This is a genomic window from Streptomyces bicolor, from assembly GCF_000719285.1.
GTDB classification, from domain to species: Bacteria; Actinomycetota; Actinomycetes; order Streptomycetales; family Streptomycetaceae; genus Streptomyces; species Streptomyces bicolor.
On sequence record NZ_JOFS01000014.1, the window covers coordinates 86,621 to 105,566 of the forward strand.

The following is an 18,946-nucleotide window of genomic DNA, read 5'->3' on the forward strand; positions in this document are numbered from 1 at the left end:
GCCCCCGGCGCCCCAAGGCACAGGCTCGTCCGCCATACTGCCCGTTGTGGAGCAGCGCATAGGTTCAGGCAGCCAGCCTCTGGAAGGCGCCGGTTTCGACCCGGCCTTCATCCCTGGGCTCACCTCGCCCGCGTCCGCCAAGCCGGGGGGTGTGAAGGAGAAGGACGTCGCCGAGGAGGCCGCCGCCGAGGAGACGGAGACCGGATCCGAGGACCCGGGTTCCGAGAACCCCGACTCCGAGGCGACGGACGTCGAGGCCGTGGCGGAGGACGACGCGGACGACGCGGACGACCAAGCGGACGACGACGGGGAAGCCGACGCGGAGGACGGCGAGGAGGCTCCCGTCGACGGCCCCGTCTTCGAGGCCGCCGACCGCCGGGCCCGTATCGTCGCCGACCACAAGGGCGTACGGCTCTCCCTGGACGACCAGGAGTGCGAGTTCCGCTGGGACGAGATCGGCGCCGTCGAGACGGAGTCCCCGCGCTTCGGGAAGCGATTCACCGTCACGGTGCACACTCCTGACCGCCGCTGGTACCCGATCGAGATCGAGGCGACGGCCAGGAGCCGCTTCAAGGAGTGGGACGAGCAGCTGGACGCTGTCCTCGACGCCTACTTCGAGGACAGCGAGTCCTAACTGCAGTACTGGGCTTCCTTGCCGATCGACCGGTACATGCAGTCGGCGTTCTCCAGCAACTGCAGCACCGCATCCCTGTTCCGGGACGTCTCCCGCTCGATCACCTCGTCGGGCGGGTAGAACCCTCCACCGCCGCTGGACGACGGGTACATCTCGAAGGTGTACCCGAAGATCTTCTGGGACCCCCACAGCCAGTCGTCGATCGACCCGTCCGTGATGTAGAGGTCACTGGACTGCTCCGGCGTATAGCCGTTGCTGGCCGCCATCTTCTGTCCGACCGTCGCGAAGGCGTTCCGGTCGTCGGCCGTCATCCCGGTCGTGGTGTCGGAGTACGTGTACCCGAACGGCCACAGCACCAGCTCGCTGTACGTGTGGAAGTCGATGCCCGCCTTGATCTGCTGCACGCCGCCCACGACCCGGCTGCGCACGAAGTTGGCGACCACCTTCACCTCGGGCGCGGACTCGGCGGACGTACCCCGGTACGTGTCCGAGGACGGCGACCCCGACGAACCGCCGCAGCAACCCCACCGGTAGTTCCAGTTCCGGTTCATGTCGGTCCCGACGTACGACGAACCGGAGTTGGGCTGCCGGTTCTTGCGCCACGACCGGTAGGAGCCGGTGGCGATGTCGTACTCGCCGCCGTCCGGGTTGAGGTCGGGCACGATCCATATCTCGCGGTTGTTCACCATGCTGGTGACGCGGGAGTCGCTGCCGTAGTCGGAGGTCAGCTCGCGCAGCAGATAGAGCGCCATCTCGACGGTGAGGTGCTCACGGGCGTGCTGGTGGTGGGTGAAGAGGACCTCAGGCTCGGACTCGTCCGTCCCCACGTTGTCGCTGATCTTGATCGCGACGATGTTCCGTCCCTGGTACGACGTGCCGATGACGCGCTGGCTCGCGATCGAGGAGTTGGCCGAGACGATCGAGTTGATCTCGCTCGTCATCTCCGCGTAGTTGTGATAGCGCGAGTCGCCCGACGGGAAGTCGTAGAGGCGTACGTCGTCCTCGCCCGCGGACCGGTCCGGGACCGCGCCGAGCGGGGTGACGTCGTAGCCGAGCGACTTCAGCTTCTTGATCTGGTCCGCGCGGCCGGAGACGACGACGCCGTGACCGTGGACCTCGTCGACGGTCACGCCGGTCCGCTGAAGTGCCGTGCGGTCCTTGGCGGTCGAGTGCATGTGGACCTCGTACTGCCGGACGTCATCGGCCGAAGAGGCCGCCTTGGCGGCGCTGTCGGCGTTCGCGGTCACGTTCGAGGAGAGGGGAGCCGCGAGGGCGAGGGCGAGCAGGGTGGCGAGTGCGGCGGTTCGTCTGCCGCTTCGAGCGCCTGAGCCGCGGATGCGGAGTCGCATGAATTCTCCTTGTGGGAGTGGGGGGTGGGGTTCAGTGCGACGTGCTGGTGCGGGTGTGGCGCTCATGGTGGGCCGATGGCATGTGCAGGTCAAGGGTGACTCGCTGATCGATGGCGAGAACCATGCGGAAATCAGCCGCGCAGTGTACGCGTGCGCCCTCGGTGCGGAGTGGTCCCGGACCAAGTCCACCCAGGGGTGTGATCCGGACGTGCGGGGCGGCGCGGGAGCGGGGAAGGGTGAGAAACCGCGCAAGGGGGAGCGGTGGGAGCGGCGGGAGTGGTGGGGAACGCCGCACCCTCCGTCTCCCCGGCTCCTGCGGACGACACCCCAGAGGAACGGCTGATCATGGGCGGATCAGCGCCACGACGGGACCACCGGCTGCCGGTCGAGACGACCAGTTTCGTCGACCGGCGTGGCGAACTCGCCGCGGGACGCGAGCTGTTGGCGAGGACCCGGCTGGTCACGCTGACCGGACCCGGCGGCGTCGGCAAGACCCGCCTCGCCGCGCGCATCGCGGCCGCCGTACGGCGCACCTTCCCGGACGGGGTGCGGTTCGTGCACCTCTCCGGCTTGGACGACCCGGCACTCGTCCCGCTGGCCGCCGCCGACGCGCTCGACCTGCACGACCACTCCGCGCGGCCGCCGTTGCAGGCGCTGGTGGAGCGGGTGCGGGACCGCCGGCTGCTCCTGCTCATCGACAACTGCGAACACCTGCTGCCGGCCTGCGCCGAACTCGCCGCCGCCCTGCTGCACGGCACGCCCGGCGTACGGATCCTCGCCACCAGCCGCCACCGCCTGGGCCTGACCGAGGAACACCTCCTGGACGTACGGCCGCTGCCGGTCCCCGACCCCGACGGCGACCTCTCCACCCCCGAGGGCTACCCGGCCCTCGCCCTCTTCGCCGACCGGGCCGCCGCAGTGGTCCCCGGCTTCCGCCTGACCGCCGCGAACCGGGTGGCCGTCGCCCGCCTCTGCCGCCGCCTCGACGGCCTCCCGCTGGCCATCGAACTCGCCGCCGTCCGTATGCGCGTCCTCGACGTCGACCAGCTCCTCGACCGCCTCGACGACCGCTACCGCCTCCTCACCGGCGGCAGCCCCGCCGCCCTGCCCCGCCACCAGACGCTGCGCGCGGCGGTCGACTGGAGCCATGAACTGTGCACCGAGCGGGAGCGGTTGGTGTGGGCGCGGTTGTCGGTGCTGGCGGGCAGTTTTGATCTGGATACGGCGGAGGCGGTGTCTTCAGGGCCGACGGGGGTCCAGGGGGCGGAGCCCCTTCGACCCTCCGACGTCCTCGACGCCGTCACCGGCCTCGTCGACAAATCCGTACTGTCCCGGGAGAACGGCCCCGACGGCATCCGCTACCGCCTCCTCGACACCCTGCGCCACTACGGCCTGGACCGCCTGCGCCGGCTCCCCGGCGAGGAGCCCGCCGCCCGCCGCCGCCAACGGGACTGGATGCTGCACCGCGCCACCGCCTGCGAGCAGGCCTGGTTCGGACCCGGCCAGCGAAAGATCGTCGCACGCCTGCGCGCCGACCAGGACAACCTCCGCAGTGCCCTCGACTTCAGCCTCACCACCCCGGGCGAACGCCTCGCCGGACTGCGCCTCGCCGGCACCCTGTGGTTCTACTGGCACGCCTGCGGCGCCCCCCGCGAGGGCCGCCACTGGCTCGACCGCGCCCTGGCCGCCAACCCGGAGCCGACCCGCGAACGGGCCCGCGGCCTGTGGATCGCCGGCCTCCTCGCCGCCGCCACCCACGACCTCACCGCCGGCCTCGCCCGTGCCCGCGACGCCCACGCCCTGGCCCGCGAACTGGCCGACGAGGCCGAGGCGGCCCACGCCGCGTACGCCATCGGCGTCATCACCCTGTTCCTGGACGACCTCCCGACCGCGCTGAAGCACTTCGAGGCCAGCGTCGCCCGCGGCCCCGTCCCCGGCCAGCACCTCAGCCTGTACGGCCTGGACCAGGTCGAACTCGCCTGTGCCCTGGGCTTCCTGGGTGAGGCCGACCGTGCCGTCGAGGTCTGTGAGCGGGCCCGGCGGATGTGCGAACGGCACGGCGAGGAGTGGGTGCACTCGTACGTCCTGCGGATGCTCGCCCTCGCCCACACCGTGCGGCACGACTGGCGGCGGGCCGAACGCCAGGCCCGCGAGGCCCTGCGTCTCAAACTCGCCGTCCACGACGTCATCGGCATCGCCCTCACCCTCGACCTCCTGGCCCGCGTCGCCACGGAGACCGGCGCCCACGACCGCGCGGCCGTCCTGCTCGGCGCCGCCGACCGCACCTGGTCCGGCATCGACAGCGACCGCTGGGGATCGGCGGCCCTCAACGCGACCCGTCAGGACAGCGAGACCCGCGCCCGCAAGGCCCTTGACGGACCCGCCTTCCAACGGTCGTACGACCACGGCACCGGACTCGGTCTCGCCGAGACCGTCGCCTACGCGGTCGACGACAGACAGCCCCGGCGGCCGGCAGGCACCCCGGGCACCACGAGCAGGACACTCAGCGCAGTAATCACCGGCGTCACGAACACGACGGGCGCCACCGGCCCCCGCCAGACGAACGGCAGACCCGGCTCCCCCCACCCCGCCACCGGCGTCCACCTCACCCGCCGTGAGACCGAGGTCGCCGAACTCGTCGCCCAGGGCCTGGCCAACCAGCAGATCGCCGACCGCCTGATCATCGCCCGCCGCACCGCCGAGGGCCATGTGGAACGCATCCTCGGCAAGCTCGGCTTCAGCAACCGCAGCCAGATCGCGGCCTGGGTGGCGGCCCAGCGCTGAGCCACACGACCGGCACACCCGACACCCCGCTCCCAAGGAGAGCCCACCCCCATGACCCCCCAGCCCGCCCCGCCCCAGTCCCCCTTCGACCACCGCATGGCCGTCTACGCCACCGACGAGGAGTTCCTCGCCACCGCCCTGCCCTTCCTCACCGAAGCCCTCGCCGCCCCTGCCGAACCCCCGCCGGTGGCCATCGCCGCCCCCGGCAACCTCGACCTCCTGCGCGACGCCCTCGGCACCGACGCCAAGGACGTCGGTCTCGTCCCGCACACCGAGTGGTACACCGGCTCCGCCGCCAACGCGATCGCCCAGGGCGCCGGTTACCTCGCCGCGAACGCCGGCCCCGGCGGCCGTATCCATCTCCTCATGGAACCCGACTGGGGCGGCCGCGCGGGCCGCTCACCTCGGGAGACCGCCGAGTGGATCCGCTACGAGGCCCTCGCCAACCTCCTCTTCGCCCCGCTCGCGACGACCGCCCTGTGCGCCTACGACTCCCGCGTCGCGGGCCCCGCCATCGTCGCCGCGGCCCGCCGCGCCCACCCCGACACGGACGTGTACGAGGACCCGGTCCGCGTCGCCGCGGAACTCGACGCCGTACCACTGCCACCGGCTCCCGCCGACGCCGAGCGGCTCCCCGGCCCGGCGCCCACCGCCGACGCCGTACGCGACTGGGCGGGCACGCGCGGACTGGCCGTCGCGGACGCCGAGTTGTTCGCCACGGCCGTCACCGAGGCGGCCGAGGCCCTCGGCCCGCTCGACGGAGCCGTGCTGTGGGGCATGGCCCCGGCCTGCGTCGCCGAACTGCGCGCCCCCCGCCGCGTCGACGACCCGCTCGCGGGCTTCGTGCCGCCGCCGAGCGCGGAACTGGAACCCGGGCAGGGGCTGTGGTTCGCGCGGCAGGTGTGCGCGTACGTCGATGTGCGTGCGGAGGGTGAGGGGACGAGCGTACGGCTGCAGTACGGCTAGCGGAGTCCCGGTGCAGGTATGGAATCGGGTATTCCTCCCCGTGCGGCCGTACCCCCGTATCCGCAACCCTGTACCCATGCTGCACCTCTCCGGGGCGCGCTTCCCTGATCCTGATCACCAGTACGGCTCGTATCCCCAACCGCCCATGGGAGCCGGCCATCTGAGCGTCGAGTACGACCCCCGTCCCTCCGCGGTCCGTGAGGCCCGTGCGGAGGTCCGGCGGCAGTTGGAGGGATGGGGGCTCGCTGATCTGGACGACGTGGCGGACGTGGCCGAGTTGCTGGTGAGCGAGCTGGCCACCAACGCCCTGCTGCACTCGGCGAGCCGCTTCCGCCTCACCCTCTTCGCCGCGCACGGGATCCTGCGCTGCGAGGTCCGGGACGCGGGTCGCCGCGTTCCCACGGTGCTGGACGCGGGGGGCTCGGAGAGCGGTCGGGGGATGTTCCTGGTGGACGCGCTCGCCCGGCGCTGGGGATGCCATCAGGACGGGACGGGCAAGACGGTGTGGTTCGAGCTCGGGACGTGTGGGTCCGACGACTGCTGTCGGCGGCAGTCGTAGGGCCCCGCCAAACCTCGGTGAGCACATCGAGTGGAGATCGCGCACGCCCTCTTGTCCCGTCGGCGCCTTTGCGCTTTCTTGACGCTCATGGCGGACACCACGGGAAACACAGCGGCATCACCAGTCGGCGAGACGGACTCCCGTCCCCGTAAGTCCAGTTGGCGCTACATCGGCCCCGGCATCGTCGTCGCCGCGACCGGTGTGGGCGCGGGCGATCTGGTCGCGACTCTCATCGCGGGCAGCAACTTCGGCTACACCCTGCTCTGGGCGGCGATCATCGGCTGCCTGGTGAAGATCTCCCTCGCCGAGGCGGCGGGTCGCTGGCACCTGTCCACCGGCCGCACCCTCTTCGACGGCTGGGCCAGCCTCGGCCGCTGGACCACCTGGTTCTTCGTCGGCTACGTCGTGATCTGGGGCTTCGTCTACGGCGCGGCCGCGATGTCGTCCAGCGCGCTGCCGCTGCAGGCGCTGTTCCCGGACGTGATGGACCTCGAATGGTGGGCCATCGCCTGCGGCCTGGTCGGCCTGGTCTTCGTCTGGTTCAACAAGTACGCCGTCTTCGAGAAGGTCATGACGGTCCTGGTGGGCGTCATGTTCGTGGTGACGGTGTACCTGGCGATCCGCGTCACGCCCAACCTCGGGGACGCCTTCGCCGGCCTGCTGCCCGTCCTGCCCGACGAGAAGGACTCGATCCTCAACACCCTCGGCCTGATCGGCGGCGTCGGCGGCACCATCACCCTCGCCGCGTACGGCTACTGGGTCAACGCCAAGGGCTGGACGAACACCGGCTGGATGAAGGTCATGCGGCTCGACAACCGCGTCGCCTACGCCACCACCGGCATCTTCGTCATCTCGATGCTGTTCGTCGGCGCCGAGCTGCTGCACTCCGCGAACATCGCCATCGCCAGCGGCGACAAGGGCCTGATCCAGCTGGGCGACATCCTGGAGGACGAGTACGGCACGGCGACGGCCAAGTTCTTCCTGATCGGCTTCTTCGCCACCTCCTTCACCTCGCTGATCGGCGTCTGGCACGGCGTGAGCCTGATGTTCGCGGACTTCGTGGCGCGCTACCGGGGGCGGGAGGAGCTGAAGGGCGAGGAGGTCGCCTCCGGTGAGCGGGAGCGCTCCTGGCCCTTCCGCGCCTACCTGCTCTGGCTGACCTTCCCGCCCATCGTCCTGCTCTTCCAGGGCCAGCCCTTCCGCCTGATCATCATCTACGGCGTCCTGGGCGCGGCCTTCCTCCCCTTCCTCGCCGGCACCCTGATCTGGCTCCTCAACTCCGCCCGCACACCGAGGGAGTGGCGCAACGGGCCGGTGAGCAACGCGATGCTCGCGATCGCGGGCCTGCTGTTCCTGGTCCTGTGCGTGAAGCAGATCTGGGACCAGCCGTGGGCGGACTTCTTCTAGCGGTACTGGTCCCACTCCGGGCTGAGGGCGATCTCCCGGAGCTGCTTCGTGGTCAGGGCGGGCGTCTCGCGCGTCGGTGCCTCGTGCTGGGTGCCCGCGTTGAAGGCGCTCACGGCGATACGGAAGCCGTCGGTGCGCAGGGTGTCGACGGTCCACATCGCGCCTCCCGCGACGCCCTTGTCGCCCGGCCCCTTCCGCTCGATGACCTTGGTGCCGTCGGCCAGGGTCTCGGAGCCGGAGCCGAACAGCTCGTCGGCGACGTCACCCATGCCGTGCTGGACGTCGATCTGGACGAGGCTCCTGCCCTTGCCGTCGTCGACGACGACGTACGAGTAGTCACTGCCCCTGTCGACGACCTCGGCGTCCTCGGGGAGGAGCGGCACCAGGGTGCCCAGGATCGCCTCGACGGTCGGCTCGGCGGGGGCGCTCGGCGGTGTGACCGTCGCGGTCGGCTTACTGGGATCGTCGGGAATGAACTCGACGTACTTGCGCCACACCTGCGCCGTCACCAGCTCCTTCAACTGAGCTGTGGACAGCGGTGGTTCGGGCCTGCTGATCGGCGCGTCCTTCTCGGCGGCGGCGTTCCACTCGCTGACGGAGACATGCTGTCCGCTGGGCGTGATCAGGTCGGCCGACCACAGCCTGGTGTCGACGCGCCGGTCCGGATACTCGTACCCCTGGAACAGCTTGAGCAGCGAGCCGTCGGACAGCCTGGTGGAGACGCAGCTGTCGTGCGGGACGAGCGCGTTGTCCGGACAGTCGGTCGTCTCGCGGGCCTGGTCGCTGCCGGGCTTGACCCGGTTCAGGCTGACGCCGATGGCCCCGGGGCCCTTGCCGTCGTCGTAGACGAGGCGGACGTACGGCGCCGGCATCGAGTCCTCGGTGCCGCGTGCCTGCTGCTCACTGAACTTTCCCTCGGGGAGCAGGTCTTCGAGTGTCGCGATGAGTTCGCGGCCCGTCAGGGGCACGGCGGACGGTGTGCCGGAGGGCTGCCCGGCCACGCTGGAGGCGGACGTGGACGTGGACGGCCGCGGGGCCGGGGTGCCGCCCCACGGCGCCAGCAGCGCCCCGCCCACGCCGACCAGCGCGATCCCGGCCGCGCCGCCCACCACGGCGGCCCGCCGCCGCAGCCGCTGCCGGCGCCCCCGCACCAGGCCGCCGGCGACCAGCGCGGCCCGGTCGGCGTCGAAGCGGTCGCCGGCGTCGTGCAGGGCGTGACTGAGCCGCCCCGCGAAGTGCTCCTCGTCGTGTTCCACAGGCATGGCGAAACCACCGTTTCTCAGGGTCGGGGTGGGGATCGGGGTCGTCGTAGAGGGGCCGCGGGTCAGGGCGTCGCGTACTCGCCGAGGTCCTCGCCCAACAGCTGGCGCAACCGCCCGAGCGCCCGCGTGCACCGCGTCCGCACCGCCGCGGAACTGGCGTTCAGCGCGTCGGCGGTCTCCTCGACGGACCGGTCCTCCCAGTAGCGCAGGACGATCACCGCCCGGTCCTTGGCGGGCAGGCCGGCGAGCGCCTGGAGCAGGGTCAGCCGCAGCGGCAGGTCGCCGTGGCCGCCGTAGGTCGCCGCGCGGTCGGGAATCGCGTCCGTGGCCCGCTCGGTGCTGCTGCGCCGCCGTTGGTGGGCGAGGAAGGCACGGGTGAGGACGGTCTGCGCGTACCCGGCGGGGTTCCCCACCCGCGACACGCGCCCCCAGCGGACGTAGATCCGGCCGAGGGTCTCCTGGACGAGGTCCTCGGCGAGGTGGGTGTCCCCGGCGGTCAGCAGACAGGCCGACCGGTACAGATGGCCGGCCCTGGCCGCCGCGAACTCCGCGTACTCGTCCGCGCGGGCCTGTCTCATCGGCTCCCCCTGTTGCTGTGCGCCGGCTGCTGGTGAGGTCCTCACTTCACTGATGCGGTGGGGCAGGGAGAATGTTTCACCGCAGCACGCAGAAAGCTCACCGCGAGCACATCGACCGAGGACCCCACGAATGACCGAGCAGCCCACACCCCCACCCGGCCCGGGCTTCGGCCCACCCCCACCGCAGTATGCGCCCGGGCAGCCCGCGCAGCCGCCGCAGTACCCGCCGGCGCACCAGCCCGCGCCGCAGTACGCCCCCGCGCCGCAGTCCCCGTACGCCCCGGTCCCGCCCCACCCGGCTCCGGCCGGCCCGGACTTCCTGGCCGTCGACAAGCGCAACGCGGTCGTCGTCGACGCGTCCGGCGTCGCCTTCGAGATGTCCGGGAACACGCTCGAGTTCCAGTGGCCCGAGATCCGCAGCGTCCACTACAAGGCGAGCCCGGACGGCAAGGCCCTGATGGTCGCCGTGGTCCACATGGACGGCCGGTTCTACGAGTGCGTGGTGGAGGCCAAGCCCCGGACGAGGCTGCAGGAGTGGTTCCCGCAGCTCGCCTGGGTGCTCGGCCATTACCGTCCGACGGGGTGAGGCCGGCGGCGCCTACGGCAGCGCGTGCACATGCGGCCCCACCGCGTTCGACCACGCGTTGCCCGCGGTCGCGTCCCAGTTGGTCGACCAGGTCATCGCGCCCCGCAGGTCGGGATAGGTCCTGGACGGCTTGAAGGAACCGCAGTTCGTGCCCCTCGCCAGACAGTCCAGGGCGTTGTTCACGATGGTCGGCGAGACGTACCCGCTGCCCGCGCCCCGCGTCGAGGCCGGCAGGCCCAGCCCGACCTGGGACGGGGCGAGGCCGCCCTCCAGCTGGATGCAGGCCAGGGCGGTCAGGAAGTCCACCGAGCCCTGGCTGTAGACCTTGCCGTCGCAGCCCAGCATCGAACCGCTGTTGTAGTACTGCATGTTGACGACCGTGAGGATGTCCTTGATGTTCAGCGCGGTCTGGAAGTAGGAGTTCGACGTCGACTGCATGTCGATGGTCTGCGGTGCCATCGTGATGATCAGCGACGAGCCCGCCTTCGCCGACAGGGAGCGCAGCGCCTGCGTCATGTAGGTGGCGTTGAGGCCGTTCTCCAGGTCGATGTCGACGCCGTCGAAGCCGTACTCCCGCATCAGCGCGTACACCGAGTTCGCGAAGTTCGTCGCCGACGCCGAGTCGTTCACCGTCACCGTGCCGCGCTCACCCCCGACGGAGACGATGACCTTCTTCCCGGCGGCCTGCTTGGCCCTGATGTCCGCCTTGAACTGGTCGACGGTGTAGCCGCCGAGCCCGGCCGAGTCCAGGTTGAAGGTCACCGCGCCCGGCGTCGAGGTCGCGTCCGCGAAGGCGACGGCGATGATGTCGTACTGGGACTGTACGTCGGCGAGCTTCTGGACCGTCGCCCCGTTGTTGAAGTTCTGCCAGTAGCCGGTCACCGCGTGCTTGGGCAGGGCCGGACCCACCGGGCCCGCCGTGGTCGTCCCCGTCACCGCCGCCGACTTCGGCGACTCACCGGCCGCGTTGGTCGCCGTGACCTGGAAGGAGTACGACGTCGAGGCCGCGAGCCCGGTCACCGTCGCGGAGGTGCCGGTCACCGCGGTCACCTTCGTGCCGTTGCGGTAGACGTGGTAGCCGGTGGCACCCGAGACGGTGTTCCAGGCGAGGGAGACCGAGGACGAGGAAGTACCCGACACGGAGAGCCCGCTCGGCGCCCCCGGGATCGTGGGGGAGGGGTCGGTGCCACCGCCGCCGTCGGGGCCGAACACCGACACGTCGTCCGCGTAGTACGCGGCCTGTCCGTACCAGCCGTGCGTGTACACCGTCACCGAGGTCGTGGCGGCGCCGGTGGTGAAGGTGGTCGACAGCTGCTTCCAGGCGGTCGAGTCGGGCGTCCAGGTGGACACGTCGGTGGTGCCCGTGCCCGTCACGCCCAGGTAGCTGTAGCCGCCCCGCACCCAGGCGCTCAGCGTGTACGACGAGTTGGGCTTCACCGCCACCGTCTGGGAGCACCGGGCGTTGTCCTGCCCGGCCGGGGTCGCCTTGAGCGCGGTCGTGCCGCCGTGCACCGGGGAGGAGACGGTCGTGCCGCTGTTCGCCGAACAGGTCCAGTTGCTCAGGCCGGACTCGAAGCCGGCGTTCCTGGCGTTGTTGACGTCCGCCGCGGACGCCTGGCCCGCCGGGAGGAAGGAGAGGGCGAGGGCTGCGGTGACCGCGCCCACCACCCGGAATCTGCCGCGTATGGACATGACAAGAGACATGTTGAACAACTTGGTCCAGACCAATTCGCCTGTCAAGGGATTGCGGTGGTGGAGAAATCGTGTGCGTAACCTGCCCCGTTTTGGCGTGACTTGGGCGAGTGGAGTTGCTTCTCGGCTGGAGAGAAGCTGTTCTCCGGCCACAGAGCCGTGGATACAGTGCTGAGACAGTCACGCAATGAAGTCATCGGGGAGCTGCGCGTGCCAACTGCCATTGCCGTGACCAGCGCCGACATGGCGCTGCCGGCGCAGGACCAGCGAACCGTGCCCGCCGTCGTGCTCGGGGACCTCGACCGCGAGCCGCTGGACCACTCGCTGGCGGACATGCAGACGCTCATCGAGCAGCACGGGCATGTCGTCGTCGTCTGCTCACAGGCCGTCCCCCGGAGTGTGGAGCAGCGGCTGCGCACCGTACGGTCCCTGCTGGAGAGTGACCGGATCGCCCTGTTCCGCCCCGAACTGCCCCCGCTCGGACTCGCCGTCCTCGCCCGCCAGTTGCGGCAGCTGGCCTCCTGCGACCTCAGCCCCGGCGTCCTCGCCTCGGCCGGCCGGCTGCTCACCCACTACATCCACGCCGGGGCCCTGCTCGGCTCCGTCGCCAAGCTCGACCGCATCCCCGTCGACCTCAAGTCGCATGCCAAGTCCTGGGTCCCGGGCAGCCAGTTCGGCGTCCTCGCCCACCCGAACCCGCAACTGGTCAGGATGGGCCCCGGGGTCGCCCTCGACGGCCCGGAGTTCGGCACCTCGCTGCTGTTCGCCAAGGGACAGCTCCAGTCCGACTGGGTCACCACCGCCCTGGCCCCGTCCTGGAAGGCGCAGGGCCTGCGCGAGGCGGCGCTGCCCGCCGAGTCGGCGGCCTGGTGGGGGACGTCCAAGCTGATCGAGTTCTGCGCCTATCTGCCCGACCTGTCGGTGCTTTACCAGTTGGTCACCTCCGTACGGCAGAACTCCTGTCACTGGTGCGGCATCGACGTCATCGGCGACCGCTGCGTCTTCTGCTCCGCCATCCCGCCCGCCCACGAGCAACCGGCCCGCGCAGGCTGACCGGACCCCGGCCCACCGAGGCCGCCCCGACCCCACCCGACCGCTCCCGACCGATTCCCCCAATGAGGTTGTACGGTTCAATGAACTCCCGTCAGCGCCGCGGCGTGATACTCCTGCTCCTGTCGGTGGTCTGCGCCCTCGGCGCCTTCGCCGGCGTCCTCTCCGTCATCAGCGACGTGAAGTCCAAGGTCGGTCCCGAGGTCTTCGCGTACCAGCTCAAGCGGGACGTGGCTCCCTACACCCCGCTCAGCGCGGGCCAGTTCGAGAAGATCGAGATGCCCGAGCGGTGGCTGTCGAGGAACGCGGTCACCGACCTCCGCGAGATCCAGGGCAAGATCGCCGTCACGAACCTGCGTGAGGGCTCCCTGCTGCAGAGCGACATGATCGTCGACCAGCCCGCCCTGCAGGCCGGCGAGCAGGAGATCGCCATCATGATCGACGCGGCCACCGGCGTGGCCGGCAAGATCACCCCGGGCGCAAAGGTCAACGTCTACGCCACCTTCGAGGGGCAGCGCGACGGCGACCCCGACCAGTCCAAGCTCATCGTGGAGAACGCCAGGGTCATCGACGTGGGCAGGCTGACCTCGCTGGAGCCCGACGACGACGACCGCACCCGCCGGACCACCGAGGCCGTCCCGATCACCTTCGCCCTGACCGCCGTCGACGCCCAGCGCATCACCTACGCCGAGTCGTTCGCCGACGAGGTCCGGCTCGCCCTGGTGGCACCCGGCGGCGAGTCCGACATCTCCCCGACGGACCGCACGTACGAACTCGCCAAGGACAAGTGAGAGGCCCCCATGCCCACGAGGATCCTCCCGGCCGTCGGCGACGCGGACGCGGTCCGGTCCCTCACGACGCTGCTCAGCCAGCTCCCCGACGCCGAGCCGGTGGCCCCGGTGACCGACTCCACCCAGCTCGTCGACGCCCTCGCCCGCCTGGCCGCCGAGTCCGTCGACGAACTGCCCGAGGTCGTCGTCGTCCACGAACGCATCGGCCCCGTCCCGGCCCTGGAGCTCATCCGGGAGGTCGCCCTGCGCTTCCCTGCGGTGGGCGTCATCCTCGTGACCTCCGACGCCGGCCCCGGCCTCTTCCAGGCCGCCATGGACTACGGCGCCCGGGGACTGGTCACCCTGCCCCTGCACTACGAGGAGCTCGCCAGCCGCGTCCACGCGGTGGCCCAGTGGTCGGTGGGCGTACGGCGGCATCTGGGCGCCGGCGGGGACGTGTTCAGCGGCGTCGGCGGCACCGTCGTGACGGTGAGCGGCGCCAAGGGCGGGGTGGGGACCACGCTCACCGCCATCCAGCTGGCGCTCGCCGCGCAGGCGTCGGGCCGCAGCACCGCCCTGCTCGACATGGACCTGCAGACCGGGGACGTCGCCGCCTTCCTGGACGTCCAGTTCCGCCGCTCGGTCGTCGACCTCGCCGCCATCAACGACATCTCGCCGCGCGTGCTCGCGGACGCGGTGTTCCGGCACGACTCGGGGGTCGCCCTGCTGCTCGCCCCCGGCGACGGCGAGCGCGGCGAGGAGGTCACCGACCGCGCCGCCCGCCACATCGTCAGCGCCCTGCGCTCCCGCTACGAGGTCGTCGTCATCGACTGCGGCGGCCAGCTGACCGGCGCGAGCGCGGCGGCCGTGGAGATGGCCGACACGGCGCTCCTGGTCACCACCCCGGACGTGGTCGCCGTCCGCGGCGCCAAGCGCACCGTACGGATGTGGGACCGCCTGCAGATCCGCAAGGCGGAGGAGACCACGATCGTCGTCAACCGGTACTCGCGCGGCGCGGAGATCCAGCCCGCCCTGATCCAGAAGATCACCGGCACCTCGATCGCCGCCACCGCGATCCCCGCCAACTACAAGGAACTCCAGGGCGCCGTCGACGCCGGCCGCGTGCACGAGCTGGACGGCAAGGGGGCGGTCCGGCAGGCCCTGTGGGCGCTCGCCGGGGAGCTGGGGCTGGTCAAGGGCACGGAGGGGGCCCTTCAGCGGCGCAACGACAAGGCGCGGGGCGGGGAGCGGGCGGCGCTGACGTTCCGGCGGCGCAAGGAGCTGGGGCGGTGAGGGGGCCGGGGCGCAGGCGGCGGGGGGACACAGGCCAGGTCACCGTCGAGTTCCTCGGCATGATGCCGCTGATCATCGTCACGCTGGTGCTGCTGTGGCAGTTCGTGCTGGTGGGGTACACGTTCTCGCTCGCGGGGAATGCTGCGGACGAAGCGGTGCGGGCGGGGACGGCGGCGGACCCCGGCGGCCGGCAGGCGGCGTGCCAGGAGGCCGGGTTGGAGAAGCTTCCGGACGCGTGGGCCGGCGAGGTGACCTGCTCCACCGGGGGCGGCTATGTCACCGCCGACGTCAGCCTGAAGGTTCCCGTCCTCTTCCCCGGCGCGATCGGCTTCCCGTTCGAGGTCGAGGGCCACGCGGGTGCCGTAGAGGAGGAGACGGACTGAGATGCCGTACGCCCGTGAAGGCCGTGAGCGCGGCCAAGTCGCCATCGAGTACCTCGGGTTCATCCCGATCCTGATCCTCGTCGCCCTGGCGGGCGTGCAGATCGGCCTGATCGCCTACACCGCCCAGCAGGCGGGCACGGCGGCCCGGGCCGGGGCGCGCGCGGCCTCACTGGAGCAGAGCGCCGAGGACGGCTGCCGGACCGCGGTGAGCGGGTGGCTCGCGGACGGCACCAGCTGTCCGGAGTCGTACGGCGGCGACGAGGTCACCGTCACCGCCACCGTCGACATCCCGTCGATCGTCCCCGGCTGGGACTTCGGCGACGCCCAGAAGACCGCGACCATGCCGCTCGACCGCTGAACGAGGATCCCCATGAGCCTGAGGTCACGCATCAACACCCCCGAGGAGAACGGCAGCCGGGGCGAGGACGGCCACCTGGTCGCCTCCTACCGGGCCAAGCTCCTGGAGGAGATCGACCTCGCGGAGATGAGCTCGCTGGCCGCCGCCGAGCGCAGGGCACGCCTGGAACGGGTCCTCGGCCACATCATCAGCCGTGAGGGCCCGGTGCTGTCGACGGTCGAGCGCTCGCAGCTGATCCGCCGGGTCGTCGACGAGGCGCTGGGCCTCGGCATCCTGGAGCCCCTCCTGGAGGACGCGTCGATCACCGAGATCATGGTGAACGGCCCGGACGCGATCTTCGTCGAACGAGGGGGCCGCGTCGAGCAGTTGCCGCTCCGCTTCCCCTCCCACGACCAGCTGATGCAGACCATCGAGCGCATCGTCTCGACGGTGAACCGGCGCGTGGACGAGTCCAACCCGATGGTGGACGCCCGCCTGCCGTCCGGCGAGCGCGTGAACGTCATCATCCCGCCGCTGTCCCTGACCGGCGCGACCCTGACGATCCGCCGCTTCCCCCGCTCCTTCACCCTGCACGAGATGATCGGCCTCGGCTCGCTCGACGAGCCCATGGTGTACCTGCTGGCCGGGCTGGTGCAGGCGAAGTCCAACATCATCGTCTCGGGCGCCACCGGCACCGGCAAGACGACCCTGCTGAACGCCCTCTCGGGCCTGATCCCCGAGTCCGAGCGCATCATCACCATCGAGGACTCGGCCGAACTCCAGCTCCAACAGGCGCATGTGATCCGGCTGGAGTCCAGGCCCCCCAACGTCGAGGGCAAGGGCCAGGTCACGATCCGCGACCTGGTCCGCAACTCCCTGCGCATGCGCCCCGACCGGATCGTCGTCGGTGAGGTCCGCGGCGGTGAGTCCCTGGACATGCTGCAGGCGATGTCGACCGGCCACGACGGCTCCCTGGCCACCGTGCACGCCAACAGCGCGGAGGACGCCCTGATGCGTCTCAAGACCCTCGCGTCCATGTCCGACGTCGCGGTCCCGTTCGAGGCGCTGCACGACCAGATCAACAGTGCCATCGACGTGATCATCCAGCTGACCCGCTTCCCGGACGGCGCCCGCCGGATCACCGAGATCGCGATCCTGGACAGCCACGGGGCGGAGCCGTACCGCCTGGCCACGGTGGCCCGCTTCCAGGCCCAGCCCATGACGCCGGACGGCCGCGTGCACGGCGCCTTCGGCTACTTCCCGCTCCCGCGCCGCACCGCCGACCGCCTCTACATGGCGAGCCAGCCGATCCCGCAGGCCTTCGGCGTCGCCCAGTCCCCGCTCGAGCTCGCCACCCGAGAAGCCAGGTAGGAACCCTTGCCATGGAACCCCACACCGTCACGGTCGCTATGGACCTGCAGACCCGCATCACGCTCACGACCGGCATAGCCCTGCTGACCTGCGCACTGGCGGTGTTGGGTGTCCACGCGTACGCCTCCGGCCGGGCCCAGCGCCAGGCACTGGTCGACCGTCTGACCTCCACCGGCCAGATCACCGGGGCAGGGGGCCGCCGGCGCCGCTTCGCCGACCTGGACCGCCGGCTGCGCCGTACGAAGCCGGGCAAGCGGCTGGAACTACGCCTGGCGGCAACGGGGCTGGACGTGACACCCGGCGAGTTCTTCGTCTACATGCTGGCGACGGTCGCGGGCCTGTGGCTGATCGGCCAGGCGACCCTCGCACCCTTCTTCGGCCCGATCGCGGGCCTGCTGGGCGTCTGGGCGGCAGTCCAGTTCCTCAACTGGCAGCGCCAGAAGCGCATCGAGAAGTTCATCAACCAGCTCCCCGAGCTCGCCCGCATCCTGGCCAACGCCGCCCACGCGGGCCTGGCCATGCGCACCGCCATCGGCCTCGCGGCCGAGGAACTGGAGGCCCCGGCGGGCGAGGAACTCGCCAAGGTCTCCAACCAGCTGGCCCTCGGCGCGTCGATGGACGACGCCCTCGGCGAACTCGCCGAACGCCTCCCGTCCCGCGAACTGGTCGTCCTCGTCACGACCCTGGTGCTGTCGAACCGGGCGGGCGGCCAGGTGGTGAGCGCCCTGCGGAACCTGACGGAGACGCTGGAGGAGCGCAAGGAGACCCGACGCGAGGTCCGCACCCAGCTCTCCCAGGTCAGCATGACGTCGTACGCGGTCCCGGCGCTGGGCGTGGGATCGCTGTTCCTCATGAACGGCGTGAAGGACGGCGCCCTGGACCGCATGACGGGCTCGCCGTTCGGCCAGGCGGCGGTGCTGATCGCGTTCGGGCTGTACGCGGTCGGCTTCATCCTGATCCGCCGTCTGTCGCGGATCGACGTCTGAGGCGCCTGAGGCTCTCGAGGGGAGGACGACGATGACACTGGGACAACTGGGCCTGCTCCTGGCGCTGGTGACGGGCCTGAGCGTGTGGGGGATCTTCGCCGGCATCCGCATGTACCGGGCGGACGCCAAACTGCCCAGCGACCTGGCGCTGGCCCTGGAGGTCGGCGCGACCCGCACCGGCGCCGTGGACTCGCTCATCGACCGCATGGGCATGCGCTACGCCCCCGCCGTGCTGCGCCTGATGGGCCCGAAACTGGTCGCCAAGTACCGCCGCAAGATCGACCTCGCGGGCAACCCCGGCGGCCTGACCATCGACCGCTATGCGGCCAGGCGGGCGGTGTACGGCTTCCTGGGCGCGGTCGGCTTCCTGGTCTTCCTGGCCCGGGGCCAGGTGCTGGTGGCCTTGCTGCTGCTGGCCTTCGGCGCCTTCTGGACGGAGGTCGGCATCTGGTCGGCGATCCGCATCAGGAAGGACGAGATCGAACGGACCCTGCCGGACTTCCTCGACGTACTGGCCGTCGTCGTGAGCGCGGGCCTCGGCTTCCGTCAGGCACTCGACCGGGTGGCCTCGAAGTACGAGGGCCCGTGGGCCGACGAACTCCGCATCACCCTGCGCCAGATGGACCTCGGCATGAGCCGCCGCCAGGCCTTCGCGGAGCTGAGGCGGCGCAACGACTCGGAGCAGGTCGCGATGTTCGTGACGGCGCTGCAGCAGGGCGAGGAGCTGGGTGCGCCGATCGTCGACACACTGGTGGCGCTGGCGAAGGACATGCGCCGGACGGATGCCCAGAACGCCCGGCGGAAGGCGGCCAGGGCGGTGCCCAAGGCCACGATGATGATCACGACGTTCATGGTTCCGGCGACGATGATCCTGCTGGGGGCGGGGTTGTTGCTGGGGTCGGGGACGGACTTCGGGTCGCTGACGGGGGAGTAGGGGGC

18 protein-coding genes are annotated in these 18,946 nt (G+C 71.1%); 14 read left to right on the forward strand and 4 right to left on the reverse strand.

All coding sequences use genetic code 11. The annotated features are described in order from the left end of the window. Nucleotides 1-46 precede the first annotated feature (46 nt). Complete coding sequence (locus IF78_RS0119885; RefSeq protein ID WP_031483659.1) at nucleotides 47-634, forward strand: hypothetical protein; 588 nt, start codon at nucleotides 47-49, stop codon at nucleotides 632-634. Here IF78_RS0119885 and IF78_RS0119890 read toward each other — a convergent pair. Beyond that, the gene (locus IF78_RS0119890) at nucleotides 631-1,983 is read right to left on the reverse strand and encodes a M14 family metallopeptidase (protein ID WP_031483661.1); all 1,353 of its coding nucleotides are present in this window, start codon (nucleotides 1,981-1,983) and stop codon (nucleotides 631-633) included. The two genes, IF78_RS0119885 and IF78_RS0119890, sit on opposite strands and share 4 nt — an antisense overlap. 345 nt (nucleotides 1,984-2,328) lie before the next feature. Between IF78_RS0119890 and IF78_RS0119895 the strand changes: the two genes are divergently transcribed. The 4 genes from IF78_RS0119895 (at nucleotide 2,329) to IF78_RS0119910 (ending at nucleotide 7,699) form a co-directional block, all read left to right on the forward strand. Then, on the forward strand, nucleotides 2,329-4,767 hold the full coding sequence (locus tag IF78_RS0119895; protein ID WP_031483663.1) for an ATP-binding protein: 2,439 nt from the start codon (nucleotides 2,329-2,331) through the stop codon (nucleotides 4,765-4,767). Between the two features lie 51 nt (nucleotides 4,768-4,818). After that, nucleotides 4,819-5,733 carry an MEDS domain-containing protein gene (locus IF78_RS0119900; RefSeq protein WP_031483664.1) on the forward strand — a complete coding sequence of 305 codons (915 nt, stop codon included), beginning with the start codon at nucleotides 4,819-4,821 and terminating at the stop codon, nucleotides 5,731-5,733. A 76-nt stretch (nucleotides 5,734-5,809) separates the two neighbouring features. Next, the gene (locus IF78_RS0119905; protein ID WP_031483666.1) at nucleotides 5,810-6,292 is read left to right on the forward strand and encodes an ATP-binding protein; all 483 of its coding nucleotides are present in this window, start codon (nucleotides 5,810-5,812) and stop codon (nucleotides 6,290-6,292) included. 87 nt (nucleotides 6,293-6,379) lie between these two features. Continuing rightward, nucleotides 6,380-7,699: an Nramp family divalent metal transporter gene (locus IF78_RS0119910; RefSeq protein WP_031483668.1), complete on the forward strand. Its 1,320-nt coding sequence runs from the start codon at nucleotides 6,380-6,382 to the stop codon at nucleotides 7,697-7,699. On the opposite strand, the gene IF78_RS0119915 is transcribed toward IF78_RS0119910, so the two are convergent. Together IF78_RS0119915 and IF78_RS0119920 are read right to left on the reverse strand one after the other, a co-directional pair. Beyond that, a complete protein-coding gene (locus IF78_RS0119915; RefSeq protein WP_031483670.1) occupies nucleotides 7,696-8,961 on the reverse strand; it encodes a hypothetical protein in 1,266 nt (421 codons plus the stop codon). The two genes, IF78_RS0119910 and IF78_RS0119915, sit on opposite strands and share 4 nt — an antisense overlap. A gap of 62 nt (nucleotides 8,962-9,023) precedes the next feature. After that, nucleotides 9,024-9,539 carry a SigE family RNA polymerase sigma factor gene (locus tag IF78_RS0119920; RefSeq protein WP_031483672.1) on the reverse strand — a complete coding sequence of 172 codons (516 nt, stop codon included), beginning with the start codon at nucleotides 9,537-9,539 and terminating at the stop codon, nucleotides 9,024-9,026. A gap of 130 nt (nucleotides 9,540-9,669) precedes the next feature. Between IF78_RS0119920 and IF78_RS0119925 the strand changes: the two genes are divergently transcribed. Beyond that, entirely contained in the window at nucleotides 9,670-10,125 is a 456-nt protein-coding gene (locus tag IF78_RS0119925) for a hypothetical protein (protein WP_031483674.1), read from the forward strand. Nucleotides 10,126-10,137: 12 nt separating this feature from the next. On the opposite strand, the gene IF78_RS0119930 is transcribed toward IF78_RS0119925, so the two are convergent. Then, nucleotides 10,138-11,829, reverse strand: a complete 1,692-nt coding sequence (locus IF78_RS0119930; RefSeq protein WP_031483675.1) for a chitinase — start codon at nucleotides 11,827-11,829, stop codon at nucleotides 10,138-10,140. A gap of 231 nt (nucleotides 11,830-12,060) precedes the next feature. On the opposite strand from IF78_RS0119930, the gene IF78_RS0119935 reads away from it, so the two are divergent. The 8 genes from IF78_RS0119935 to IF78_RS0119970 all read left to right on the forward strand — a co-directional run bounded on the left by IF78_RS0119935 (nucleotide 12,061) and on the right by IF78_RS0119970 (nucleotide 18,941). Next, complete coding sequence (locus IF78_RS0119935; protein WP_078662521.1) at nucleotides 12,061-12,870, forward strand: hypothetical protein; 810 nt, start codon at nucleotides 12,061-12,063, stop codon at nucleotides 12,868-12,870. Between the two features lie 80 nt (nucleotides 12,871-12,950). Further along, a complete protein-coding gene (gene cpaB, locus IF78_RS0119940) occupies nucleotides 12,951-13,658 on the forward strand; it encodes a Flp pilus assembly protein CpaB (RefSeq protein WP_031483679.1) in 708 nt (235 codons plus the stop codon). Between the two features lie 9 nt (nucleotides 13,659-13,667). Beyond that, nucleotides 13,668-14,930: a CpaE/TadZ family protein gene (locus tag IF78_RS0119945; RefSeq protein ID WP_031483681.1), complete on the forward strand. Its 1,263-nt coding sequence runs from the start codon at nucleotides 13,668-13,670 to the stop codon at nucleotides 14,928-14,930. 59 nt (nucleotides 14,931-14,989) lie between these two features. After that, entirely contained in the window at nucleotides 14,990-15,313 is a 324-nt protein-coding gene (locus tag IF78_RS0119950; protein ID WP_051828040.1) for a hypothetical protein, read from the forward strand. Nucleotide 15,314: 1 nt separating this feature from the next. Further along, nucleotides 15,315-15,671 (forward strand): TadE/TadG family type IV pilus assembly protein, encoded by a 357-nt coding sequence (locus IF78_RS0119955; RefSeq protein ID WP_031483685.1) that lies wholly within the window; start codon nucleotides 15,315-15,317, stop codon nucleotides 15,669-15,671. Nucleotides 15,672-15,683: 12 nt separating this feature from the next. Next, nucleotides 15,684-17,021, forward strand: a complete 1,338-nt coding sequence (locus IF78_RS0119960) for a TadA family conjugal transfer-associated ATPase (protein ID WP_031483687.1) — start codon at nucleotides 15,684-15,686, stop codon at nucleotides 17,019-17,021. A gap of 38 nt (nucleotides 17,022-17,059) precedes the next feature. After that, nucleotides 17,060-18,007 (forward strand): type II secretion system F family protein, encoded by a 948-nt coding sequence (locus IF78_RS0119965; protein ID WP_031483689.1) that lies wholly within the window; start codon nucleotides 17,060-17,062, stop codon nucleotides 18,005-18,007. A gap of 46 nt (nucleotides 18,008-18,053) precedes the next feature. Next, nucleotides 18,054-18,941, forward strand: a complete 888-nt coding sequence (locus IF78_RS0119970; protein WP_031483691.1) for a DUF5936 domain-containing protein — start codon at nucleotides 18,054-18,056, stop codon at nucleotides 18,939-18,941. Nucleotides 18,942-18,946 lie beyond the last annotated feature (5 nt).

Bases quoted from the DNA above. Each gene is read 5' to 3' on its own strand.
- IF78_RS0119920 (WP_031483672.1), bottom strand. From the start codon at position 9,539: ATGAGACAGGCCCGCGCGGACGAGTACGCGGAGTTCGCGGCGGCCAGG.
- IF78_RS0119895 (WP_031483663.1), top strand. From the start codon at position 2,329: ATGGGCGGATCAGCGCCACGACGGGACCACCGGCTGCCGGTCGAGACG.
- IF78_RS0119955 (WP_031483685.1), top strand. From the start codon at position 15,315: ATGCCGTACGCCCGTGAAGGCCGTGAGCGCGGCCAAGTCGCCATCGAG.
- IF78_RS0119915 (WP_031483670.1), bottom strand. From the start codon at position 8,961: ATGCCTGTGGAACACGACGAGGAGCACTTCGCGGGGCGGCTCAGTCAC.
- IF78_RS0119930 (WP_031483675.1), bottom strand. From the start codon at position 11,829: ATGTCTCTTGTCATGTCCATACGCGGCAGATTCCGGGTGGTGGGCGCG.
- IF78_RS0119935 (WP_078662521.1), top strand. From the start codon at position 12,061: ATGGCGCTGCCGGCGCAGGACCAGCGAACCGTGCCCGCCGTCGTGCTC.
- IF78_RS0119945 (WP_031483681.1), top strand. From the start codon at position 13,668: ATGCCCACGAGGATCCTCCCGGCCGTCGGCGACGCGGACGCGGTCCGG.
- IF78_RS0119910 (WP_031483668.1), top strand. From the start codon at position 6,380: ATGGCGGACACCACGGGAAACACAGCGGCATCACCAGTCGGCGAGACG.
- cpaB (WP_031483679.1), top strand. From the start codon at position 12,951: ATGAACTCCCGTCAGCGCCGCGGCGTGATACTCCTGCTCCTGTCGGTG.
- IF78_RS0119965 (WP_031483689.1), top strand. From the start codon at position 17,060: ATGGACCTGCAGACCCGCATCACGCTCACGACCGGCATAGCCCTGCTG.
- IF78_RS0119960 (WP_031483687.1), top strand. From the start codon at position 15,684: ATGAGCCTGAGGTCACGCATCAACACCCCCGAGGAGAACGGCAGCCGG.
- IF78_RS0119890 (WP_031483661.1), bottom strand. From the start codon at position 1,983: ATGCGACTCCGCATCCGCGGCTCAGGCGCTCGAAGCGGCAGACGAACC.
- IF78_RS0119925 (WP_031483674.1), top strand. From the start codon at position 9,670: ATGACCGAGCAGCCCACACCCCCACCCGGCCCGGGCTTCGGCCCACCC.
- IF78_RS0119900 (WP_031483664.1), top strand. From the start codon at position 4,819: ATGACCCCCCAGCCCGCCCCGCCCCAGTCCCCCTTCGACCACCGCATG.
- IF78_RS0119905 (WP_031483666.1), top strand. From the start codon at position 5,810: ATGCTGCACCTCTCCGGGGCGCGCTTCCCTGATCCTGATCACCAGTAC.
- IF78_RS0119950 (WP_051828040.1), top strand. From the start codon at position 14,990: ATGATGCCGCTGATCATCGTCACGCTGGTGCTGCTGTGGCAGTTCGTG.